This is a genomic window from Pseudomonas sp. IT-93MI4 (genome assembly GCF_949767635.1).
GTDB classification, from domain to species: domain Bacteria; phylum Pseudomonadota; class Gammaproteobacteria; order Pseudomonadales; family Pseudomonadaceae; genus Aquipseudomonas; species Aquipseudomonas putida_A.
On the sequence record NZ_CATKPP010000011.1, the window covers coordinates 179,170 to 201,384 of the forward strand.

Annotated in this window: 18 protein-coding genes; 13 read left to right on the forward strand and 5 right to left on the reverse strand. The window is 59.4% G+C overall.

Translation table 11 applies throughout. From position 1 onward, the window contains the following. Nucleotides 1-162: 162 nt before the first annotated feature. Nucleotides 163-603, reverse strand: coding sequence for a carboxymuconolactone decarboxylase family protein (locus ACM6I7_RS07990; RefSeq protein WP_095136362.1), 441 nt, complete (start codon nt 601-603; stop codon nt 163-165). Nucleotides 604-914: 311 nt separating this feature from the next. Between ACM6I7_RS07990 and ACM6I7_RS07995 the strand changes: the two genes are divergently transcribed. The 4 genes from ACM6I7_RS07995 to ACM6I7_RS08010 all read left to right on the forward strand — a co-directional run bounded on the left by ACM6I7_RS07995 (nt 915) and on the right by ACM6I7_RS08010 (nt 4,318). Further along, a complete protein-coding gene (locus ACM6I7_RS07995) occupies nt 915-2,348 on the forward strand; it encodes a PLP-dependent aminotransferase family protein (RefSeq protein WP_414888304.1) in 1,434 nt (477 codons plus the stop codon). Between the two features lie 123 nt (nt 2,349-2,471). After that, the gene (locus ACM6I7_RS08000) at nt 2,472-2,765 is read left to right on the forward strand and encodes a putative quinol monooxygenase (RefSeq protein ID WP_003225668.1); all 294 of its coding nucleotides are present in this window, start codon (nt 2,472-2,474) and stop codon (nt 2,763-2,765) included. A 196-nt stretch (nt 2,766-2,961) separates the two neighbouring features. Beyond that, the gene (locus tag ACM6I7_RS08005) at nt 2,962-3,363 is read left to right on the forward strand and encodes a cupin domain-containing protein (RefSeq protein WP_150368722.1); all 402 of its coding nucleotides are present in this window, start codon (nt 2,962-2,964) and stop codon (nt 3,361-3,363) included. Nucleotides 3,364-3,604: 241 nt separating this feature from the next. Next, nucleotides 3,605-4,318 (forward strand): ATPase, encoded by a 714-nt coding sequence (locus ACM6I7_RS08010; protein WP_414888305.1) that lies wholly within the window; start codon nt 3,605-3,607, stop codon nt 4,316-4,318. A gap of 165 nt (nt 4,319-4,483) precedes the next feature. Here ACM6I7_RS08010 and ACM6I7_RS08015 read toward each other — a convergent pair whose 3' ends face one another. After that, nucleotides 4,484-9,379 carry an NAD-glutamate dehydrogenase gene (locus ACM6I7_RS08015; RefSeq protein ID WP_414888306.1) on the reverse strand — a complete coding sequence of 1,632 codons (4,896 nt, stop codon included), beginning with the start codon at nt 9,377-9,379 and terminating at the stop codon, nt 4,484-4,486. A gap of 685 nt (nt 9,380-10,064) precedes the next feature. Here ACM6I7_RS08015 and ACM6I7_RS08020 point away from each other — a divergent pair. Together ACM6I7_RS08020 and cui are read left to right on the forward strand one after the other, a co-directional pair. Then, complete coding sequence (locus tag ACM6I7_RS08020) at nt 10,065-11,243, forward strand: colicin-like pore-forming protein (RefSeq protein ID WP_414888307.1); 1,179 nt, start codon at nt 10,065-10,067, stop codon at nt 11,241-11,243. A gap of 78 nt (nt 11,244-11,321) precedes the next feature. Next, nucleotides 11,322-11,897: a colicin immunity protein Cui gene (gene cui / locus ACM6I7_RS08025; protein ID WP_414888308.1), complete on the forward strand. Its 576-nt coding sequence runs from the start codon at nt 11,322-11,324 to the stop codon at nt 11,895-11,897. A gap of 47 nt (nt 11,898-11,944) precedes the next feature. Here cui and ACM6I7_RS08030 read toward each other — a convergent pair whose 3' ends face one another. Continuing rightward, nucleotides 11,945-13,555 carry a hypothetical protein gene (locus ACM6I7_RS08030; RefSeq protein WP_414888309.1) on the reverse strand — a complete coding sequence of 537 codons (1,611 nt, stop codon included), beginning with the start codon at nt 13,553-13,555 and terminating at the stop codon, nt 11,945-11,947. 120 nt (nt 13,556-13,675) lie between these two features. Here ACM6I7_RS08030 and ACM6I7_RS08035 point away from each other — a divergent pair, with 120 nt between their 5' ends. The 7 genes from ACM6I7_RS08035 to ACM6I7_RS08065 all read left to right on the forward strand — a co-directional run bounded on the left by ACM6I7_RS08035 (nt 13,676) and on the right by ACM6I7_RS08065 (nt 21,141). After that, the gene (locus ACM6I7_RS08035; protein WP_011334588.1) at nt 13,676-14,029 is read left to right on the forward strand and encodes a hypothetical protein; all 354 of its coding nucleotides are present in this window, start codon (nt 13,676-13,678) and stop codon (nt 14,027-14,029) included. Nucleotides 14,030-14,298: 269 nt separating this feature from the next. After that, nucleotides 14,299-15,258, forward strand: coding sequence for an AAA family ATPase (locus ACM6I7_RS08040; RefSeq protein ID WP_003218556.1), 960 nt, complete (start codon nt 14,299-14,301; stop codon nt 15,256-15,258). A 5-nt stretch (nt 15,259-15,263) separates the two neighbouring features. Next, entirely contained in the window at nt 15,264-16,208 is a 945-nt protein-coding gene (locus tag ACM6I7_RS08045; protein WP_414888310.1) for a DUF58 domain-containing protein, read from the forward strand. After that, nucleotides 16,205-16,702, forward strand: coding sequence for a DUF4381 domain-containing protein (locus ACM6I7_RS08050; protein ID WP_414888311.1), 498 nt, complete (start codon nt 16,205-16,207; stop codon nt 16,700-16,702). Before ACM6I7_RS08045 ends, ACM6I7_RS08050 begins: the two co-directional genes overlap by 4 nt. Beyond that, on the forward strand, nt 16,695-17,774 hold the full coding sequence (locus ACM6I7_RS08055; RefSeq protein ID WP_247269011.1) for a vWA domain-containing protein: 1,080 nt from the start codon (nt 16,695-16,697) through the stop codon (nt 17,772-17,774). The genes ACM6I7_RS08050 and ACM6I7_RS08055 overlap by 8 nt, the downstream gene beginning before the upstream one ends. Further along, a complete protein-coding gene (locus ACM6I7_RS08060) occupies nt 17,771-19,507 on the forward strand; it encodes a tetratricopeptide repeat protein (protein WP_414888312.1) in 1,737 nt (578 codons plus the stop codon). The genes ACM6I7_RS08055 and ACM6I7_RS08060 overlap by 4 nt, the downstream gene beginning before the upstream one ends. Beyond that, complete coding sequence (locus tag ACM6I7_RS08065; protein WP_414888313.1) at nt 19,504-21,141, forward strand: BatD family protein; 1,638 nt, start codon at nt 19,504-19,506, stop codon at nt 21,139-21,141. Before ACM6I7_RS08060 ends, ACM6I7_RS08065 begins: the two co-directional genes overlap by 4 nt. A 180-nt stretch (nt 21,142-21,321) precedes the next feature. Here the strand turns inward: ACM6I7_RS08065 and ACM6I7_RS08070 are convergent, their stop codons facing one another. Together ACM6I7_RS08070 and ACM6I7_RS08075 are read right to left on the reverse strand one after the other, a co-directional pair. Continuing rightward, nucleotides 21,322-21,624, reverse strand: coding sequence for a hypothetical protein (locus ACM6I7_RS08070; protein ID WP_414888314.1), 303 nt, complete (start codon nt 21,622-21,624; stop codon nt 21,322-21,324). 118 nt (nt 21,625-21,742) lie between these two features. Further along, nucleotides 21,743-22,045 (reverse strand): hypothetical protein, encoded by a 303-nt coding sequence (locus tag ACM6I7_RS08075; protein WP_047598412.1) that lies wholly within the window; start codon nt 22,043-22,045, stop codon nt 21,743-21,745. Nucleotides 22,046-22,215 lie beyond the last annotated feature (170 nt).

Consider the following 22,215-nt stretch of genomic DNA (forward strand, 5'->3'; position numbering starts at 1 on the left):
CCCGATCGGCTGCGCAGCAGTCGTCAATCCCGCTGACTCGGTTTATCTGAAGGACCCGCGGCGGATAGTGTTGGGCCTGCTGCGCAGGACATCGGGGATAAATCCCCTCACCACAAGGAATACCTCAATCACTAGAAATACCCCAATTACAGGGTATGCACGTCAATCGCTCGGGGTTTGGCGAAAGCTCACGGCCAGACGATTCCAGCTGTTGATGGTGGTGACGGCCATGGTCAGATCCACCAGTTCGGCTTCGCTGAATTGCGCTTTGGCCAACTGATAAACATCATCCGGCACATGACTCTCGGCCAACAACGTCACCGCCTCGGCCCAGGCCAACGCCGCCCGCTCACGCGGATTGAAAAAGCCGCTGTCGCGCCACACCGCGATCGCATACAAACGCCGCTCACTCTCCCCGGCCCGCCGCGCGTCCACCGAATGCATGTCGGTGCAGAACGCGCAGCCGTTGAGCTGCGAGGCGCGGATCCTGATCAGTTGCAACAGCGGCGCCTCGATGCTCAGGTCGCTGGTCAGCGCCTCCATGGCAATCATCGCTTTCATCGCCTTGGGCGATGCGTTGTAGTAGTCCAGACGCGGGGACATGGCAGCTCTCGGGAAGCGAAATGATGAGTTCACGGTAATCGCAGCGCTGTCGGCGTTACAGCCCCAATTCCACGGAATATCGCTACACCACTGCCGCCCGCCAAACACGCAACCTTGTAGGAGTGAGCCTGCTCGCGATAGTGGTCATTCAGTCACCGCCATGTTGGATGTGCCGACGTCATCGCGAGCAGGCTCACTCCTACAAGGGGGACGGTGACCAATTTCGGGTTTTTGTGCTGCGCAACTACTGCCAATCACCCAACAGCGTTAATCTGGCCGACACTTCAATCGCCCTCCGGAGCCGCGTCGGTATGGAACTTCACGTCGTGATCAATGGCCGCAAGGACCTCGCCGGCCAGCTATACAACCAGTTGCGCGGCGCCATCGAGTCCGGGCGCCTGGCCGCCGGCACGCAGTTGCCGCCCAGCCGTCTGCTGGCCGAGCAACTGGGGATCTCGCGCAAGACCATTTCCGACACCTACGCGCAGCTGACTTACGAAAACTTTCTCACCGGGGTGATCGGCAAAGGCACGTACGTCAACGCCCGCCCGGCGCAGATTCAGCGCAAGCAAAGCCACACCGAACTGGCCAGCGCCGAGGTGATCGAGCGCTGGCGCAATCTGCCGGTGTTCTTGCGCCACCCGTCGCTGGAAGGTTCGTTGCGCTACGACTTCATCGGCGGCGCCACCAGCAAGGGCCAGTTCCCGCATGACGACTGGCGCCGTTGCGTGTCGCACGCGATGCGCCAGATGGCCGGCTCCAAAGGTTTCTACAGCGTGCCCGAAGGCCTGCCGGCGCTGCGCAATGCGATTGCCCGGCACATCGCGTTTTCGCGCGGGATCAACTGTCAGGACGAGGACATCGTGGTGTGCAACGGCGCGCAACAGGCGCTGGACTTGATCACCCGCGTGCTGATCAGCCCCGGTAGTCGAGTGGCGATGGAAGACCCGGGTTATCCGCCCGCGCGCCTGCTGTTCGGCACCCACGGCGCCGAGGTGGTCGGAATCCCGGTGGATGCCGAGGGGATTGTGGTCGAGCAGATTCCCGAGGGCACGCGGATGATTTATGTCACGCCGTCGCACCAGTTCCCGCTGGGCATGCCGATGAGCCAGGCGCGCCGCGAGGCCTTACTCGCCAGGGCTTATGAGCTAGGCGCGATCATCATCGAGGACGACTACGACAGCGAGTTCCGCTACGAAGGGCGGCCTACGGACTCACTGTTCAGCCTCGATCAGCGCGGCATCGTTGCCTACGTCGGCACCTTCTCCAAGACCCTGCTGCCGGAGTTGCGCCTGGGTTACGCGATCCTGCCGCCGGCGATTCTCGAGGCGGTGATCCGCGCCAAACAACTCACCGACCTGCACGCCTCGACCCTGCCGCAATGGGCGCTGGCCAAGTTCATCGCCGAAGGTTGCCTGCTCAAGCACATCCGCCGCTGTCACACGATTTACGCCCAGCGCCGCGAGCGGATTCTGGCGCGCATGGCCACGGATCTGGCGCCGTGGCTGGAGGCGATACCGCCCAGTGCCGGGTTCCACATGGCGGTACTGTGCAAGGTGCCGATCGACCTGACGCTGGTGATCGAACTGGCGAAAAAAGTCGAGGTCGGGCTGTATTCCATCGACATTTTTCATTATCAACAGCCGGTGAAGAGCGGCCTGTACTTCGGCTTCGGCGCCATTGAAACCCTCGATATCGACACCGCTCTGGATCGCCTGCGCGACATTCTGCAACAAGTGGCGTGAATGATTGGTCTGGGCGATTAACCGCCGATTGGTTATTGGTGATCAGCAGGTGCAGGCCTATTCTGCACAGGCGTTATCCCTCAATGAGCAGGATTCGTCCGGCCTGATTCAGGAGTGTGAGCAATGTCCAACGAAGTGATCAACACCGTCCAGGTGCGCGCCGCCGCCGGGCGTTCGGAAGAACTCGGCCGACAGTTGCAGAAGATCGTCGACACCCTGCGCCAGACACCGGGCTGCGACGCCTACATGGTCGACCGCTGCCCCGAGGACAGCCAGCGCTGGACGGTGAGTGCACGCTGGCAGTCGGAAGCGGCGATGCAGGCGCACTTCAACCGGCCCGAAGCGCAGGGGTTTATCGACCTGATTGATAGCCGCTTGGCAAATAGTGTGGATTTCAACAGTTTCCCGATCGTCTGATCTGCCCCCTTCGCGAGCAAGCCCGCTCCCACATTGGAATGCGATCAACTGTGGGAGCGGGCTTGCTCGCGAAGACGTATTCAGCTGCACCGCCGAACGACTGATTGGTCACCCGATCTTCCCGAATATTGGCCGTTTGAATACCCCACCCCGCAGACTACTGTGGTCACCACCCCTCCCCAACTGGTGATCGAACATGAAAGCCCTGCACCTCTTCACCGCCATTCTCGCCCTTTCTGTATCTGCTGCCGCCCTGGCTCACGACCCGTCGGAAAAAGTCACCGTCCTGCAAGACCAGATGCTGAAGAACGCCCCCGGCAAGAAAGCCATGATGATCGAAGTCGACTACAAACCCGGCCAATCCTCGATCGCCCACAAACACGACGGCACCGCCATGGCCTACGTGCTCGAAGGCGAAGTGATTTCCCAGGTCAAGGGCGAACAGCCGATCACCTACAAGAAAGGCCAGTTCTGGTACGAACCGGCCGGCTCCGAACATCTGGTGTCGAAAAATGCCAGCAACAGCAAACCGGCGAAGTTGCTGGTGTTCATGGTGTTGGCCCCGGACGAGCAAGTATTGATCCCCTTGAAAAACTGATGGTTGTTGGCACAGCCATAAATAAAAAGGCGCAAAACACTGTTTTGCGCCTTTTTATTTCCCGAGGCAATTAACCGATTCGCCTTAAAGCCAATAAAACTAATGCATCGCCACAACTCGAAAAATTGTCAGCTTATTTACAGGTTGGCGGGTTTAGTCTGAATCAACTGTCGTGCGCCCGTCACCCACAGCCGCGACAACGCTGACTTTCCGACTGAAGTTGCTTCACGGGAGACTCACCATGAAACTTGCCTTTGCCAGTACCCTGGCGATATCGGTTTTAGCCTTGTCCGCCTGTTCAGTACCCACCGCGCCGAAAGCGGTGTCGTCCCTCGATACATTATTCACCCAACCGGTCGGCCGTAGCAGCGCCGCGCAGGTGAAAAGCGGTCCCGGCGTGTCACTGGGCGTGGTCTACAGCCCCAGCACCCTGACCAACCGCGAATACCTGCGTGACTATCAGGCCAACGCCGGCACCGGTTTCGGCCAGAGCCTGCTGGTGCAGCCGATCCACGACGCCTACGTCAACACCTCGAAACCGGACATGGCGGTGGACTGGGTCAAGGCCTCGCTGCAACGGCAGTTCGGCTCGGTTACGGTGTACCCAGACATTCAGAGCCTGCGCGCGGCGCACCCCGATGTGGTGGCGATCGTCGACACCCACAGCCAGTTGATTACCTCGCGCAGCTCCGACATTAAGGCCGATGTCAGTGCGGATTTTTATGATGCGAAGTTGAATTACATCGGCACGGCGAAAGGTTCGGAGGCCAAAGAACTGACACCGGTTTGGGCGGACTTCAAACGTTCGGAAGAGATCGTCGCGGATATTAATCAACAGCAAGATGTGCAAGTTCGGGCGTTGCAGAAGTTTGATCAGTCGCTGAGTAGTTTATTGACCAGGCCGACAGATAAAGTGTCGATGCTGGATAACAAACAAGCACATAAGTTGTATTGATCCAGAGAGCCTCTTCGCGAGCAAGCCCGCTCCCACAGGGGGAATGCATTTCAAATGTGGGAGCGAGCCTGCTCGCGAAGGGGCCAGCCCGACCACCACAAAACCAACAGACACAAAAAAGCCCCGGCATCTCACGACACCGGGGCTTCTTCATTCAACCACTACTCAGGCCAGTTCAAGCTCGGCATTCGCAGCAGTCGCAGGCACTACCGCCTGACCGCTCAACGCGAGGTCAAGCAGTTCACGGTTGGCTACTGCATACATGGCGTAGTCAGTGCCGCTCGCAGCACGGATTTCCACCAGCATGGCGCGCCAGCGCTCGATCATGCTTTCGTGCTGTGCCATCCACAGCGCCAGGCGTGCTTCCACGTCCTGAGTGCCGTCGCCCTGTTGCAGGACAGAGATGGTGATCGCACGTTGCTGCCAGTCCACATCGTCACGGAACGCTTCACGGGCCAGGGCCTGCCAGTTGTTTTCAACCGGCAGCGCGCTGATCTGTTGCAGGTACCAGGTGATGTCCAGCGCACTGCCCACGGCGAAGTAGGCCTTGGCCACTTCTGCCGGATCCTGGCCAGTGACGTCGGACGCTTCGATGATCGGCAGCAGGGTGTACAGGTGCGAGGTACCCGCCACCATACGCGCCAGCAACTCCGGCACACCGGCCGCGACGTAAGCCTGATAACGCGCCTGCCAGTTTTCACGGATTTCGCCGCTCAGCAGTTCGTCGAGCTTCAGACCCAGCTCCTTGAGGTGCGGACCAAAGTGCGCGACGTCACGGGCAGCGTTCTGCTCGTTGCGACGGGCACGCAGGAACCAGCGCGTAGCGCGACGGCCCAGACGCATCAGCTCGTCCATCAGCTCCAGTTGCACGTCAGCGGAGACCTGGTAGTCCAGCGCTTCGATCTGACGGAACCAGTGCGGGAGGTGGAAGATGTCACGCACGATCACGTAAGCACCGGCCACGTTCGCCGGGCTCATGCCGGTCGACTCTTTGAGTCGCTGAACGAAGGTGATGCCCATGTGGTTGACCAGATCGTTGGCGATCTGGGTGCTGACGATCTCGCGCTTCAGACGGTGACGACGCATGGCTTCGGAGAACTTGCTGACCAGGGTCGGCGGGAACGCCGTTTCCATGTCGCGGGTCAGGTAGTCGTCGTCCGGCACCAGCGAGTTCAGCAGCTGTTCCTTGAGGTCGATCTTGCTGTACGAGATCAGCACCGACAGCTCGGGACGGGTCAGGCCATGACCTGCCGCAACGCGCTCGTTGATCTGCTCTTCGGTCGGCAAGAACTCGATGGCACGGTCCAGCTTGCCACGGCCTTCCAGATCGCTCATCAGACGCTTGTACTCGGCAATGCGCTCGTAGGCACGACGCGCGGCCAGGGACAGAGCCTGAGTCTGCTTGTAGTTGTTGCCCAGCACCAGACCACCGACTTCGTCGGTCATGCTCGCCAGCAACTGGTTGCGTTGCTTGTCGGTCATGTCGCCGGCCTGAACCACTTCGTTCAGCAGGATCTTGATGTTCACTTCGTGGTCGGAGCAGTCCACGCCACCGGCGTTGTCGATGAAGTCGGTGTTGGAACCGCCGCCATTCAGACCGAATTCCACACGACCCAGCTGGGTCATGCCGAGGTTACCGCCCTCGCCCACGACTTTGCAGCGCAGCTCGTTGCCGTTCACGCGCAGTGCGTCGTTGGCCTTGTCGCCCACGTCGGCATGGCTTTCGGTGCTGGCCTTGACGTAAGTACCGATACCGCCGTTCCACAGCAGATCCACCGGCGCCTTGAGCAAGGCGTTCAGCAGTTCGGTCGGGGTCAGCTTGTCGGCCTTGATGTCGAAGCGTTCTTTCATCTGCGGCGAGATGGCGATGCTCTTCGCGCTGCGCGAGAAGATGCCGCCGCCTTCGGACATAATGCTGGTGTCGTAGTCGGTCCAGGCCGAACGCGGCAGGTCGAACATGCGCTGACGCTCGACGAAGCTGGTCGCCGGGTTCGGGTTCGGATCGATGAAGATGTGCATGTGGTTGAACGCGGCAACCAGTTGCAGCTTGTCGGACATCAACAGGCCGTTACCGAATACGTCACCGGCCATGTCACCCACGCCGACCACTGTGATGCTGTCTTCCTGAACATTGATGCCGCGCTCGCGGAAGTGGCGCTGTACGCCGACCCACGCGCCCTTGGCGGTAATGCCCATTTTCTTGTGGTCGTAACCGGCGGAACCACCGGAGGCGAACGCGTCACCCAGCCAGAAGCCGTAGTCGATGGCGATGCCGTTGGCGATGTCGGAGAAGGTCGCAGTGCCCTTGTCCGCGGCCACCACCAGGTACGGGTCATCGTCGTCATGCCGCACGACGTTGGCCGGCGGCACCAGCGCGCCGTCTTTCAGGTTGTCGGTGATGTCCAGCAGACCGGAAATGAAGATGCGGTAGCAGGCGATGCCTTCGGCCGCGATCTCGTCACGGCTGCCGCCCAGTGGCAGGCGACGCGGCAGGAAGCCGCCCTTCGCACCCACTGGCACGATGACCGAGTTCTTCACTTGCTGGGCTTTTACCAGGCCGAGGACTTCGGTACGGAAGTCTTCTTCACGGTCGGACCAGCGCAGACCACCGCGCGCCACGTTACCGAAGCGCAGGTGCACGCCTTCGACGCGTGGTGAGTAAACGAAGATTTCGAACTTCGGTACCGGCTTCGGCAGCTCAGGGATCGCGTGCGGGTTGAACTTGAAGCTGAAGTACGACTTGTTCTGGCCGTTGGCATCAGTCTGATAGAAGTTGGTGCGCAGGGTGGCTTTGATCAGGTCCAGGTAACGACGCAGGATGCGGTCTTCGTTGAGCACCTGAACGTCGTCCAGTGCGGTCAGAATCGCTTGTTCCAGACGCTGTTGCTTGTCTTCCAGATCATCGCTGCCCAGCTTGCGCGCCAGGTAGAAACGGGTCTTGAACAACCGGGTCAGCTCGCGAGCGATGTCGGTGTGGTTGTTCAGGGTGCTGGCGATGTAACCCAGGTCGAAGCCCAGTCGGATCTGCTTCAGGTAACGCGCGTAGGCACGCAGCAGCGCCACGTCGCGCCATGGCAGACCGGCGGTCAGCACCAGACGGTTGAACGCATCGTTCTCGGCATCGCCACGGACGATGTGGACGAATGCGTCCTGCAGGGTGTCGTTGAGTTGCTGGATATCCAGCTCCAGACCTTCCGCCGCAGTGAACGCGAAGTCATGAATCCAGAACTCGCGACCGTTGGTGTGGCGCAGACGGTACGGGAACTCACCCAGCACGCGCAGACCGAGGTTTTCCAGAATCGGCAACACGTCGGACAGCGCCAGCGGGGTGTCGGCGTGGTACAGCTTGCAATGCAGCTCGCGTTGGCCGGAAACCTGGCCCAACGGCTGATAGAAGCTCATCACCAGTGGATTTTTTTCGTTCAGGCTCAGCAGGTGCTGCATGTCGACCACGGCCGAATGCGCCGCGAAACGCTCGCGGTAGCCGGCCGGGAAGCCTTTCGGGAAATCCGCCAGCACGTTGGTACCGTGGGCTTCGCCGAAGCTTTCGACGGTCAGTGCGGCGTAGTCGTCCTGCCAGCTGCGGCAGGCCTGTACAACTTCTTTTTCCAGCAGCAGCGGATCGATGTCGATGCGGTTCTTCGGATCGACGCGCAGGATCAGTTGCACGCGAGCCAGCACGGACTCGGAGAAGAAGGTCCAGAACTCGCAGTCGGTGGCCTTCAGGCGCTCCATCAGCACCTGCTGGATCTTCTGGCGCACTTCGGTGGAATAGATGTCGCGCGGCACGTAGGCCAGGCAGTAGCAGAAGCGACCGTACGGGTCTTTGCGCAGGAACACGCGGATCTTGTTGCGTTCCTGGATCTGCACGATCGACATCACGGTGCTGAACAGTTCATCGACCGGAGTCTGGAACAGGTCGTCACGCGGCAGCACTTCGAGTACCTGCGCCAGTTCCTTGCCCAGGTGAGCCTTGGACTGGAAGCCGGAGCGGCGTTCGATTTCTTCGACCTTGCGACGGATGAACGGAATGACCCGCACGCTCTCGCCATACACCGACGAGGTGTACAGGCCCATGAAGCGGTGTTCCTTGATGACGTGGCCGTCGGCGTCGATTTCACGGATCGACACGTAGTCCGGGTAGGCCGGACGATGTACACGGCTCGGGTGCGCAGCCTTGGCGAACGACAGCAGGGTCGGTTCGCGCAGGTAGTTCACTGCGTAGTCTTCGATGTGCCGGTCTTCGTTGGTCAGACCGGTGCGCAGCAGTTTGGTCAGACCGAGGAAGGAATTCTGGTCGTATTCGATGTGGCCGCCATCGGCCTGATCGACAACGGTGAACTCTTCGTAGCCGAGGAAGGTGAAGTGGTTGCCCACCAGCCATTCCAGGAAGCTCTTGATTTCGGTCTTTTCGTCGGCATCGACGGCAAATGCGCTGTGATCGAGCTTGGTGAGGATCTCCTGCACCTTGGCCTTCATCGGCTCGAAATCAGCGACCGCGACGCGCACTTCACCGAGCACCTGCTCCAGCTCTTTGCTCAGCACATTCAGTTCGGCCGCATTGGCGCAGCGGTCGATTTCCAGGTACATCAGCGACTCGTGCAGCACGCCTTCGCCGGTGCTGCCCTTCGGCAGGATTTCCAGCAGTTCGCCCTTGCTGCCGCGACGCACGCTGAGCACGGTGGTCTGCAGGGTGTGGATGCTGTAGCCGCGGCGGTTCAGCTCGGTGCGGACCGAGTCGACCAGAAACGGCAGGTCGTGGTGCAGCACCTCGACAGCGGTGTGGGTCGACTGCCAGCCGTGGCGTTCGTAATCGGGGTTGTAGACGCGCACTTGCGGTTGCGCGTGATCGAAGCGCTCAAGCAGGCGCCACGCGGAAAGAGTACAGCCAGCGAGGTCGGAGAGGCGACGTTGAGTCAGCTCGTCCAGGGAAATGATGCCGAAGAATTGTTCAGCGAACAGCGCCACTTGTGGCAGTGCCTGTTCACTGATGTGCTGCGCCAGTGCCGCTTGCAGTTGGTGCTGGAAGTCGGCTTTGCTGGCTGCGGTGAAGAACGCCATCTGTGGTACTCCGCTTAAGCTTGTTATTGATGGAAAGCGTCGCGTGCAACACCCCTTTCGGGGCTTGTGTCGCCCTGTTCCTGATTCTCGGGCAGAGGAAACAGGGGGACAGGTGGGTGAAGCTGGACGAGACACTCAGGTCACATTCACCTTCCATTGAATGGGCATCTGCAAAAACGACTGTCGAGGCTGCCGACAATGTCTTTACGGGTGCTCATCCGTTGCGCAGCTTAATGGGTGCGACAATGTGTCTGCTTGCGGTGCTGCGACATATTCGGTCATTGGCACGTAAACGCGGCCCCGCGCACCGGTAAACATTAGCAGCCAAAGAGAATTCTCGCGCTTCAGGTGGCCGTTCAACAGGCAAGCGCACCTGAAATGACCGATTACCTGAAATTCGTTCCTGCCACACCTTTCCTCCTTGGAAAATCACCCAGCCAAAGCTTACACAGCCTTCGATTATTCGCACCAAAAAACCAATAAAAACAACAAGTAGAAACACACTAAAGAATCCTTACAAACTGACAAGAAATGTCTCACATAATTTGAAGACCGAATTCCTACAGCACGATTTGAACGCAAAAATCGGCAGTGCTATCTATATAAGCGCACCTCATAAAAAACCAGACATCAGTTATCAAACCGACCCACGGAACGGGTCTCTATCAAAGAAAGGAATCAACACATGCGACAACTTGAACTTCCGACAACAATAATCTACGGCGATGGCTCCTGGGAAATCATCAATTTGAACCCTGGCACCATTCGCGGAGATATTCTCAAGAACTATCCGCTGGGCAACCCGATGCATGGGCTCACACTGGCGATAGAAAGTGACTATCTGGAAAAAAAGCGCAATTTAGAGCAAGGCTTGCAAACAGAGCTGAACATTATAGACAGCAGACACCCACCGCTGCCCCACCCCACTCCCGATACATGGCTAAACAAAGCCACCAACATTGTCAATGAATTGCTTTTTCAAAAAAATACCGAACTGCAGCAAAAATTAAGAGATATTAAAACGTCGCAACAATATGCGAAGTTACAAGCCACTTACGACGCCATGCTTCTGAACGAACAAATCGCAAATCTTCAAGACCGCCAGACCAGACTGTATGCCGAAATAGCTCGGCGACAGGCCGAGGCCCTCGCCCAACAGCAGGCCGCCGAAGCTGCGCGACAAGCTGAAGAGGCGCAAAGACAAGAGCAGGCGCGTCAGGCTGCTCTGCGACTGGAGGAAGAAAAACAACGGATCGCTGCTGAAGCGGAGGCCAAACGTATTGATGACTACAAACGCGCGGTGGCTTACGTCGCCGACGCGAACAAATTCATCCTCGAGAAATACGGCGCCAACCTGCATCAAGTGGTGATGGATCTTCAAAAGGATGTATCAGGGAAAAAGATCAGGAGCTACAACAAAGCGCTGCGAACGTTCGAGCAGGTGCGAACCAACCCGAATGCAAAGCTCAGCCCGCAGGATACCCGTGCGGTTGTCGACGCACTGAACGCACTGGACAAGGCGTCCTACATGGACAGTGTCAATCGGCTCGCCAAAGGATTTGGCGTAACCGGAAAAATCGTGCAGGCGCACTCGGTGATCGAGAAAACTGCGATTGGTTTCCAAGAAGGCAATTGGAAACCGTTGATGCTGGAGCTTGAGAGTATTGCGGCTGGTATGGGGGCAGGCGCACTACTGGCAGTGACCGCCGCCAGCTTTTCCCCAGCCCTGCTCACCACCGTACCCGGCATCGTGGTAGTCGGCTTATTGATTGCCTTGGCAGCAGCCTTCTTGAGCGCTGATAACGTGGAAAAAATAAATACACTGATTCTTGATCAGTTCAATAGCGCGTCCTCAAACGGATAGCAAACATCTGTAACGGGCCAGCCTTCCGGCTGGCTCTGTTAAACAGACAACACAGCCAGCCTACTGGAGAACACCAAGATGAATAAAAACCCGCCTGAACTGACTGTACCTCCATTATTGATTTCCCTTTTCTGCGCGCCGATATTTTTTATAAACCTTCTTCTTCCTGCACTCCCGCAAAGCAGCCTGGATTTTGCCATCAACGACTTCCTGGACAACCAGCTTTTCGGCTTGAGCGGATTCTGGTCTTCCTTATTTCCCTTCAGCTCCAAAGCAACCGCAAACTATGTAGCGGCTGTTGGGCCAATATTTGCGCCAATTCTATTCTACAAAATTTACAAAACAATGAAGATTGACCCGGCCCAGTACAAAAACAGGATTTTAACTCGATTCATCACCGGAATATTCTTTACAGCCTTTATGATTATGTTTTTTATATTAGCTTTTTATTTAACCGAAACAGATCTTGGAAAAGGCACCGGAAAATATGGAAACCTGTTTGGACAAAACATATTGTTTTACTCGATATTCTCTTCAGGCATGTTGATACTTTTCTTTGTTATCCCATTTCTGATCCATCGAATCTTTTTTTACTTTCCGTACTTGCTGATCAAGAACTGGAAGGAAAAAAGGGAACGCCGCCACTCTCATTGAGCGCTATGCCTTCCCTTTTTCCTGAGCTGTTTACAGTCCCATCAACATCAGTCAGGCAGCTCCTCGAACGCCCTGAATTTGCTAACCGTGGCACAGTCGTAACACAGGGTTTTCAGGATCAATTTATCCATGCTGGCGTCGATATTGCTGGAGTCACACTCTCGGCAAAACAGCCTCAAATGACCGAGCAGGTCGCTGTCAAAAGCTGCACGGGAGAAGAACTGCGGTACCAGCTCATCGCGCCAATACATTCCCGGCGACTTGGAAAACCCGGCACCGCTGTCCTTGAGCACTACGTCGTACAACAGCCGATGCAACGCCGATTGCGGTACCCGCGAATCACGGTGTGCGTTTTTGCGCCAGTTCCGAGTCAGGGCATCCTGAGCGGTCCCGAGCATGTTGCGCGGGATGGTGTTGGACGCGTGATTGCGACCTTTGGAGTTGCCGGTGGCGTAGAAGTGCGCAGCGTTTTTTACTGCCAGGCGGGCGAAGTAGTAGAGCTGGCTTACGGAAAAATCCTGCAGGAGTTGCCCCACAACCGTTTCGGCACGCGCCTCGGCCGTGAACGAAAAACTGACTTCGTTGGCCAGCACACGGATGTATTGAAGCGATTCTTCTCGGGCCAGATCGAAAATCAGCCCGTAGAGTTCGCTCTTCCAGGCGACCTGAATCTCGCCGGATAACTCCTGATATAGCGTCAGGTACAGGCTTTCCCGATTACAGCGCGCAACTCCGCCGAGTGCCACATTAGGCTGCCAGCGCACTGCAGAATAGTCACTGATACTGCAACCCTCAGTGCGATCGAAGGCCCTGATATCAGAGCTCGTCGCGACCGTTAACACGCCAGCCTCGTGCAGACTCTTCAATCTTTCCTCGCTGGCCTCGACGCTCGGTGCCAGATGTTCGCTTCGGGATGTCGCGCTCAACGGCGCGATCCATTCGGGATGGCTGCCATTGCCATCGTCAAGCAAGGCCAGCAACGTCAGTTTCTGCACAAACCCAAGGGTCGAATACGGCACCGCGGGACTCGGTACACCGAAGCGCGATTCAAGTTCGCGTCGATCACGCTCGGCCTGCGCCGCCAATTGTTGCTGATGAACCTGGCAACATGCCTGGCAAGTACACGCCATGCGTCGGCCATGGCGGGCGGATGCTGAGTATCGGTGCTCGCACCTTATGCACTTGTAAGGATGACGCTGCGAGACCGGAGTGCCCCGGGCGTGCCGACGTACCCACATCGGCACATCGCAATAAGGGCACTTCAGATCCTGACTGACAATCGGCGGCAAAACCTTGAGCAAGCTGCGAACAGTGGCAGGGATCTGATACTCGACCAGAAGCGCAGCGCTTTTTTCCCCGTCCAGATATCGCTGATAAATCTGCTCGATCTGATCGTCGGACAGGTGTGCAATTTCCTCAGCGCGTTCGAAATACGGATGCATCGAAAGAGGTCCTTTTTTTAGTTTGTGTTGACGCACTCCTTTGCGTTCGAACCGCAAAATAATGACAATCGTGGCGATAAAACAAGCGAAAAAGCAGAAAACGGCTGCCAAGTCCAAACAAGTAATTTTTCCTGCGGCGTCCTCAGAAATTTCAACCCTCAACCCAGAATTCATCTGTCGGAATTTTCCTTGTTCATTGATTCCGCCAGGTTTCACGCACCCTCTTGTTGCAGGCATCAACAAAGCAACCCACGCAAGAGAGCAGCGCAAATGCGCCAAGGCTGGCAAAATCGCGCTTTCGATTGCACTTAGCGCCCCTCGGCCAGGAATTCCCCCATGCAAATGACCACCGCCCTACTGATCGTCAACCCGTGCGACGACGAAGAAGACAACATGGCCATGCTCTGCTGCCATAGCGACAAGGGCGACATGTTTCTGATGAGCCGCTATCCGGACGAGGACGAGCTGGAGATCACCCTGGATGGCGAGCCTTCGACGCTCGACGGCGTGAAAGTCACCCTGAGCAAGACCCTGCTGAAGATCGAGATCGCAGCGGCGGATGCCGATGCGTTGAATGGCGATGATGTGCTGGAAATTACCTTCAATCCGGACATGGTTGATCTGGCTGAAGTTGAAGAAACCCTGAAGAACATCCTGGATGGCACCGGGACCTATATCAGCCAGATTTGATATCGGCTGGACTGGCCTCATCGCGAGCAGGCTCACTCCTACAGGTATGGTGTACGACGTTCCATTGTAGGAGTGAGCCTGCTCGCGATAGGGCCGGTACGGGCAACCAATCACTCCCCTGCTACAAAATCCCAACAAATCCCCCAGTCATTTCCCGCACTTTGCGCAAAATGCCGTTAGTCGCCGCACCCCTCGATGGATTAAAGTAACGCCCCCAGCCCCGGCGTTATCCGAACGCCTGCGGCCACCCTTTCCAGGAACAGTCACCGATGGAACATCGTGAAGCGCTGCTGGCGCTGCGAACCTTTCTTTCAACGCAGATTCTCGGCCAGGAAAAACTCATCGAGCGTTTGCTCATCGCCCTGCTCGCCGACGGCCATATGCTGGTCGAGGGCGCTCCGGGTCTGGCCAAGACCAAAGCGATCAAAGAACTCGCCGAGGGCATCGAAGCCCAGTTCCATCGCATTCAGTTCACCCCGGACCTGCTGCCGGCCGACATCACCGGCACCGAGATCTATCGCCCGGAAACCGGCAGTTTCGTGTTCCAGCAAGGACCGATCTTCCACAACCTGGTGCTGGCGGACGAAATCAACCGCGCCCCGGCCAAGGTGCAATCGGCGCTGCTCGAAGCCATGGCCGAACGTCAGGTCAGCGTCGGGCGCAGCACTTACGAGCTGTCGCCACTGTTTCTGGTGATGGCGACGCAGAACCCGATCGAGCAGGAAGGTACCTACCCGTTGCCCGAAGCGCAGCTCGATCGCTTCCTGATGCACGTGAAAATCGGTTTCCCGGACGCCGCCGTCGAACGCCGGATCCTGCAACAGGCCCGTGGCGAAGCGCTCAACGGCGAAACCAAACCCGAACGCCGGGTCAGCCAGCAGGCGATCTTCGCCGCGCGCAAGGAAATCCTCGGTCTGTACATGGCCGACGCCGTAGAGGAATACCTGGTGCAACTGGTCATGGCCACGCGCACCCCGGCCAAGTTCGACCCGGAAATGGCCGAGTGGATCGCCTATGGCGCCAGTCCACGTGGCTCGATCGCCCTCGACCGTTGCGCCCGGGCCCACGCCTGGCTAGCCGGTCGCGACTTCGTCAGCCCGGAAGACATTCAGGCGGTGCTGTTCGACGTGTTGCGTCACCGCATCATTCTGTCGTTTGAAGCCGAAGCCGCCGGCATCGACCAGGATCGGGTGGTGCAGCGGATTCTCGACGTCGTAGCCGTCGCTTGACCCCCATGAACGCCCCCCTGCCGTCCGAACCGGGCATCCGCATCAGCCTCACCGACCTGATCGAGATGCGCCACCGTGTGCGCGAAGTGCAGCTGTTTTCCACGCCGAGCCAGCGCAGCCCGCTGATCGGCCTGCATCACTCGAAATTCCGCGGGCGCGGGGTCGACTTCGATCAGGTGCGGGTCTATCAGGCCGGCGACGACGTGCGCACCATCGACTGGCGCGTGACCGCGCGCACCCAGGAGCCGCACACCAAGCTGTTCCATGAAGAACGCGAGCGGCCGATTTTCATCATGGTCGAGCAAAGCACCCGGCTGTTTTTCGGCTCCGGGCTGATGTTCAAGTCGGTGCTCGCGGCGCAAGCGGCGGCGCTGATCGGCTGGGCCGCACTGGGCCACAACGACCGGGTCGGCGGGCTGGTGTTCGGCGACAACGAGCATTACGAAATCAAACCGCGCCGCAGCAAGCAGAGCCTGCTGCAATTGCTCAACCGCCTGGTCAAGGTCAATCAGTCGCTGCACAGCGAACGCGAGCCGGATCGCGACGCCCTCGGCGTGGCGCTGCGCCGGGCGCGTGAGGTGTTGCGTCCAGGCAGTCTGGTGATCGTGATCTGCGACGAGCGCGCGCTGTCCGACAGCGCCGAGCAGCAACTGAGCCTGCTATCGCGGCATTGCGATCTGTTGTTGTTGCCGCTGTCCGATCCACTGGACCACGCCCTGCCCGCCGCCGGGCTGTTGCGGTTCGCGGAAAGAGGTGCACAACTGGAACTCGACACCCTCAATTTCGAGCTGCGCCAGACCTATCGCGCACAAGCCGAAGCACGCATCGCCCGCTGGGAACTGCTCGCGCAAAAGCTGCGGGTGCTGCTGATGCCGCTGAGCACGCAAAGCGAAATGGTCGAGCAAATGCGCGAGTTCCTCAATCCGCAGCGTCCGGGGAGCACTCGATGAACGGCCTCGAACAACTGCAACCGCTGATTTCCCCGCCGCCGATCGACTTCTGGCCACCGGCGCCGGGCTGGTGGCTGCTGCTGTTATTGCTGCCGTTGCTGGGCTTTGCCGTGTGGCGTTTGCGCAGGATCATTCCGACCAGGAAACGCTCGATCGTGCGCGCTGAACAACCGCTCGACCCCGTGCGGATCGCCGCACTGGCCGAACTGGCCCAGATGCCCAAACCCTACGACGGCGCACCGGCCGGGGCCTGGCTGCAGCAGCTCAACGGCCTGCTCAAACGCCTGTGCCGCAACCACTACCCCTACAGCCAGAGCCACACGCTCAATGGCCGCAAATGGCTGGCGTTTCTCGACAACCGTTGCCCGGCTGCCGGCCTGACGCGCTGGATGGTGCTGGTTGAAGGCGCCTACAAACCCGAATGCAAACTCGACGACAAGGCTATCGCCGGCCTGACCCAAGCCGTCGACACCTGGATTCGCAAGCATGTTTGAGTTCGCCTGGCCGTGGATCTTCGTGCTGCTGCCGCTGCCGTGGCTGATGCGTCTGGTGTTGCCGGTGGCCGACAGCGGCGAGCCGGCGCTGCGCGTGAGTTTCCTCTCCGACCTCGAAGGCCTGGCGCGGCGCCGGGCCCGCGCCAACCTGCCGGCGTGGCGCCAGCAAGCACCGTTCCTGCTGCTGTGGCTGTTGCTGCTGAGCGCCGCCGCCCGCCCGCAATGGCTCGGCGAACCGTTGCCGATCGCCGCCAGCGGCCGCGATCTGCTGGTGGCGGTGGACGTGTCCGGCTCGATGGATTTCCCCGACATGCAGTGGCAGGACGAAGACGTCAGTCGCTTGTCGCTGGTCCAGCATCTGCTCGGGGATTTCCTTGAAAGCCGTGATGGCGACCGCGTCGGTCTGATCCTGTTCGGCAGTCAGGCCTATCTGCAGGCACCGCTGACGTTTGACCGGCACACCGTGCGCGTCTGGCTCGATGAAGCGCGCATTGGCATCGCCGGCAAGAACACCGCCATCGGCGATGCGATCGGTCTGGCGTTGAAGCGCCTGCGCATGCGTCCGGCACAAAGCCGGGTATTGATTCTGGTCACCGACGGCGCCAACAACGGCGGCGAAATCGATCCGCTGACCGCAGCGAAACTGGCCGCCAGCGAAGGGGTGAAAATCTACCCGATCGGCATCGGCGCCGACCCCGAAGACAGTGGCAGCACCGGCCTGCTCGGGGTCAATCCGAGCCTGGACCTTGACGAACCGGCCCTCAAAGCCATCGCCAATGCCACTGGCGGCCAGTACTTCCGCGCCCGCGACGGCAAAGAGCTGCAAGCGATCCGGGACACCCTCGATCAACTCGAACCGGTGACCCAGCAACCAACCCAGGCACGCCCGGCGCAAGCCTTGTATCAGTGGCCGCTGGCCTTTGCCCTGCTGCTGAGCCTGTTGCTGGTCGCCCGCGAATTGTGGCCGGACAACCCGCTGCAACGCCTGTTTACCAAGGAGCTTTATCTGCAGAGTCCGTTGCCTGACTGGCGCGAGCGTCTCAAGCGCCTGCGTCTGCGGAGGCGTCGATGATCGCGCTCTGGCCGCACTGGTTCCGCCCCTGGTGGCTGCTGCTCCTGCCGCTGCTCGGCTGGCTGATCTGGCAACTCTGGCACCGGCAGAAACGTGCTGGACGCTGGCAGATGATCCTGCCGCCGGCGTTCCACGCGACGCTGCTCAGCGGCGGCAATGGCCGCGCCAGCAAGCTGCCGTGGGTGGCCCTTGGCGTGGCGTGGCTGCTGACCATCGTCGCCCTGCTCGGGCCCAGTTGGGAGCGCGTCGAACAGACCAGCCAGAAACCTGCCGACCCGCTGGTCGTCGTTCTGGAGCTGACCCCGGAAATGCTCGCCACCGATTCACCGCCAACGCGACTGGAACAGGCCCGGCGCAAGCTGTTCGACCTGTTGCAGGTACGCAGCGACGCGCAGACCGCGATCGTCGTCTACGCCGGCAGCGCGCACACGCTGGTGCCGCTGTCGGATGACCTGGCGACCAGCCACAATCTGCTCGACGCCCTCAAGCCATCGCTGATGCCGGAAAGCGGCCATCGCGCTGATCTCGGCGTGAGCAAGGCACTGGCCTTGCTCAAGCAGGGCGCGCTGGGCCAGGGACGGATTCTGCTGATCGGCTCCTCGCTGACCGAAGAAGAACGCCAAGGCATCCGCCGCGCCCTCGGCGAGCAATCGGCGCAACTGCTGATGCTCGGCATCGGCACCGCTGAAGGCGCGCCGATCGCTCAGGAGGACGGCAGTTTCCTCAAGGACGAACAGGGCGCGATTCGCGTGCCGCAACTCGACAGCCCGGGCCTTGGCGCATTCCTCGCCAGCGTCGGCGGCGAGTACCACAGCGCGCGACTGGACGAGTCCGATTTGCGCGCCCTCGGCCTGCTCGATGGCCCGCGCAGCCTGCGCGACGATGGCCAGACCGTGCGCCTCGACACCTGGGCCGATCAGGGTTACTGGCTGTTGTTGCCACTATTGCTGCTCGCCGCCTGCGCCGGACGACGTGGCTGGTTGTTTTGCCTGCCCTTGCTGCTGTGCCTGCCGCAGCCGAGCTACGCTTTTGACTTCGAGGACCTATGGCTGCGCCCCGACCAACAGGGCCTGCACTTGCTCAAGCAGAAACGCCCGGCCGAGGCTGCCGAACACTTCGAAGATCATCAGTGGCAAGGGGTGGCGTTGTACGAGGCCGGCGATTACAGTGGCGCCGCTCAGCGTTTCGCCGAAGGCAGCGATGCCCGCGCCCACTACAATCGCGGTAATGCGCTGGCGAAAAGTGGTGAGCTGGAAGCAGCCATCGATGCCTATGAGCAAGCACTGGAACTGCAACCGGACTTGCGTCCGGCGCTGACCAACAAGGCCTTGGTGGAAAATCTGCTCAAGCAGAAGAACACTCCGCCGCCAGCCGAGCCACAACCGCAACCGGCTCAGCCAAATGTGCCCGGCGATGAACCACCGCCAGCGACCACGCCGCCACCCGCGGTGAAAAGTGACACCCCGAGCGAGGCGCAGCCCGGCGAGTCGGCCAGCGAACCGCCACCGACCACCCCGCCGCAGCCAGGCCCCAACGAAGTGCCGGGCAGCGATGACGCGGAAGTAACCGACACCGTGCCAACGCTGCGCCCGAGCGAAGACAACCTCGAAGGCGAGCAGCGTCAGGCACTGGAACAATGGCTGGGCAAGATTCCCGACGACCCGGGCGAACTGCTGCGACGCAAATTCTGGTACGAACAGCAACAACATCAGGATCAGGAAAAAACTCGATGACCCGTTTCACCGCTCTCTTGCTGCCCCTGCTGCTCTGCACGGCCACCGCCCAGGCGGCCGAGCTGACGGCCAGCGTGGATCGCAGTCGCCTGAACTCCGGCGAGACGGTCGAACTCACCCTCGAAACGGATGATGTCACGCAGTTCGGCAAACCGGACCTGACGCCGCTGGAACCGTTGTTCGAGGTGCGCGGCACACGTCAGGTCAACCAGTTGAACACCCTCAATGGCGACAACCGTGCGACCACGCGCTGGATCATCACCCTGCTGCCGAAAGAGAACGGCAGTGTGGTCATTCCGCCGCTGCAACTGGGCGAGGTGCAGAGCCAGCCGATCACCGTGCAAGTAATCGAGAGCGACATCCGCGAAGAGAAAAACAACCTGGACCCGGTGTTCATCGAGGCCAGCCTCGACCAGCCCAGCGTTTACGTGCAGGCCCAGGCGATCCTGACCCTGCGCATTTACCACTCGGTGTCGCTGTACGACGACAGCAGCCTGACCCCGCTGCAGATCGCCGATGCACGCATCGAGCAACTGGGCGACACCCGCACTTACGAGAAAGACATCAACGGCGTGCGCCATGGCGTGATCGAGATGCGCTATGCGATCTACCCGCAGCACAGCGGTTTGCTGACCATCGCCCCGCAGACGTTCAGTGCCACGCTGGTCGATACCCAGCCCGCCCAGGACGCGACCGCGCAAGGCCCGAAACCGGGCAAGCTGCTGCACGTCAGCTCCTCAGAGATTCCGCTGACGGTCAAACCGAAACCCCTGACCTACCCCGCCGATGCGCCATGGCTGCCCGCACGAAGCCTGAGCCTGAGCGAAAGCTGGAACCCGGAGCCGGATCACCTTCAGGTCGGCGACTCCCTGACCCGCAGCCTGACTTTAAAAGCCGAAGGCCTGGCCAGTTCGCAACTGCCGGCCCTGCCCGCCACCGAGGCCAACGGCCTGCGCCGTTACCCGGATCAACCGGTGCTGAGCAACCAGAGCGGCGAGCGCGGCCTGATCGGCAGCCGTGAAGAACGCGAAGCGCTGGTGCCCAGCCGCAGCGGTGCGATCGAGTTGCCGACCGTCGACGTGATCTGGTGGAACACCTTTGAAGACCATCTGGAACACACCAGCCTGCCGGCGCGCACCCTGCAAGTAGCGAACAACCCGAGCCTGCTGGTCGACACCCCGGCCGGCACTCTGCAACCGAGCGTCGTCGATAACGATGTGTTGTGGTGGTGGAAACTCAGCACCCTGATCCTCGCCTGCACCACCCTGCTCGGCTTCGGCCTGTGGTGGCGTGCGCGCTGGCAACCGGCGGTGCACCGCGCCGCCCAAACCGGCCCAAGCCCGCGCACTTTGCTGGACGACATCAAACGGGCGTGCCAGGCGAATGATCCGCAAGCGACCCGGCAGGCACTCGATGCGTGGGCGCGGCAGCAGCCGGAGACACTGGCGGATATGGCGGCGCGGTTTGTGCCGTTGTCGGACGCGCTGGATGGGCTCAATGGCGCGCTGTACAGCGAGACGGGGCAGCATTGGCAGGGTGAGGATTTGTGGCGGGCGATTCGTACCATTCCGGCGGCGGAGCGGGTGCAGGACCCGGTGGGTGACAGCGGGTTGCCGCCGCTTTATCCGAAGTAAACAGCAAAAGATCGCAGCCTGCGGCAGCTCCTACAGAGTGGACATTTATTCCCTGTAGGAGCTGCCGCAGGCTGCGATCTTTTGATTTTCAAGTCTTTAATTTGCCAGCAGACACTCCACTCTTTAGCGGCCTATCATTTCCTGGCAATAAAACCGGGACAGATCACGTTTTTTATCAAATCAATGGTTGAATTTCGTTGTCACTTGCCCGCCTTCGCGATAGGACAGGACAAAGGATATCCATGGCTCGCCGCGAGCGACTGCATTCGCGTGTAATTTTTCTACAAGCGCATAGATTTTCGAATGGTTGAAATCAGTCTCAGCGTCCCAGATTTCTGAACCATTTTTTTCAACGGCGAGGTCTGCATCCATATAGTTGCCCCCCCACTCGACGCTGTATCGAAAGGCGTCATAACCGTGAACAATTCCGCCTTCAACCAGCTGAAAAATTGCTTTGACGATTTCAAAGTCTTCAGTAATCACTCGATTTCCTGCGTATAGGGTCTTTCATTATTCGGGACCCGACAGACCGAATTCTCATTAGTGACTGAATGGCTTTCAGTTCCTCGTCATCGGTCCCCGCCTCAATCAGACGCTGAAATCAGTAGTCGAATTTGATTTTCACTTGTTCGCCTTCGCGATAAGACAGGACAAATGACTTCCATGGTTCACCGCGGCTGACGGCGGCTGCCTGTAACTGGTCCACCAGACGGAGAATTTTCGCGTCGTTTATGTCGGTTTCGGCATTCCAGTCCTCAACTCCATCTTTTTCGACGGCCAATTCCGTTTCTATGTAGCCCTCTCCCAGTTCAACACCGTAGCGGAAAGCGTCATAGCCATAGACGATACCGACTTCGACTTCCTGGAAAATTTCCTCGACGATCTTTATATCTTCAGTGATCACTTTCTACCCCCCCTGGACTGGGCAAAGGCGGAGTTTCCTCGGCGCCATCCGTACCGCACTCGCCGCAAATGATATCAATATAATGGCCAAACACCCGATAACCGCTGTCTGGCATCATCGAAATGCCCAGCCTCGACCTACCCAGACAAGCCCTCACTCCCCAATAATCT